This window comes from Saccharopolyspora sp. NPDC002686 (genome assembly GCF_040295745.1).
GTDB classification, from domain to species: Bacteria; Actinomycetota; Actinomycetes; order Mycobacteriales; family Pseudonocardiaceae; genus Saccharopolyspora; species Saccharopolyspora oryzae.
In genome coordinates this window covers 1-1,061 of record NZ_JBEOVY010000681.1, presented here as the reverse complement: position 1 = coordinate 1,061, position 1,061 = coordinate 1, and the positions used below count along the sequence as shown (strand labels likewise).

Sequence of the window (1,061 nt, the reverse complement as noted above, 5' to 3'; positions counted from 1 at the left end):
GGCGACCGGTTCGCAGTCGACCTGCCGGTGCAGCGGTCTTGATCGCTTCACCTCCGGGGTCAACCGAGGTACCAGACCTGCATCCTCGGTGTCTCCGGCCGCTGTGTCCTGGGCGAAGCAGTAGAGCGGCTGCTGACCGCCGCCGTCGATCGGTCCAAGGGAAAATCAGCCGGCGGATCCCCGAACCGCGGGTGCGTTCGCGACGTACACCCGGGTGCAGGAGGGATCGGCCGATGCTGGACGGAGTGCGATGACAGCGAACGAGCAACTGCTCCGCGCGATGTACGAGGAGTACGGAGGCATGCTGATCGCGTTCGTCCTGCGGTACACGGCCGATCGGCAGCGCGCTGAAGACGTCGTGCAGGAGACCCTGTTGCGGGCGTGGCGCAATCTGGATTCGATCGACCCCGACCGCGGCGACCCGCGGTCGTACCTGTTCTCGATCGCGCGGAACATCCTGATCGACGACTGGCGTGCCGACCAGCGCCGCCCGCGGTTCGTGCGCGACGACGGTGCCGTCGAATCGTTGCCGGCCGCCGACGGCCTGGACCGGATGCTGGACGGCTGGCTCGTCGGCGAGGCGCTCCAACGACTGTCCACCCAGCACCGCACCGTCGTCGTCGCGCTGTACTTCCAGGGGCTCAGCGTGGCCGAAACGGCGGAGCAGCTCGGCATTCCGCGAGGAACGGTGAAGTCCCGCGCCTACTACGCGGTCCGATCGTTGAGAATGACCTTGGAAGAAATGGGGGTTGTCCGGTGAACGAGGAGCACGCGGCGATCCGCGAGCTGCTGGGGGCCTACGTGCTCGGCGGTTTGGACCCGGACGAGCGCCGACAGCTCGAGGAGCACCTCGGCCGCTGCGCCGAGTGCCGGGAAGAGCTGTCCGGCTACGCGGGCCTGCCCGGCTTGCTGCACCGCGCCGGTCCGCCGCCGGAGCCGGTCGAACCGCCGGAATCGATGTGGGCGGAGCTGATCCTGAAAGCCCGCACCGAACGACCGGCGTCACCGCGCAAGCGCAGGTGGTTGCTGGCCGCGGCGGCAGCGGTCCTGCTCGGTGCGGG

General features: G+C 69.1%; 2 protein-coding genes. Both read left to right on the top strand.

The window, feature by feature from the left end; translation table 11 throughout:
- The first annotated feature begins 250 nt into the window (after positions 1-250).
- Entirely contained in the window at positions 251-760 is a 510-nt protein-coding gene (locus ABTZ89_RS38855) for a sigma-70 family RNA polymerase sigma factor (protein WP_351054510.1), read from the top strand.
- A partial coding sequence (locus ABTZ89_RS38850; RefSeq protein ID WP_351054508.1) for an anti-sigma factor family protein occupies positions 757-1,061 on the top strand: 305 nt, incomplete at its 3' end. The genes ABTZ89_RS38855 and ABTZ89_RS38850, both read left to right, overlap by 4 nt.

Excerpts from the sequence above, each read along its gene's own strand:
- ABTZ89_RS38855 (WP_351054510.1), top strand. The coding sequence starts at position 251 with ATGACAGCGAACGAGCAACTGCTCCGCGCGATGTACGAGGAGTACGGA.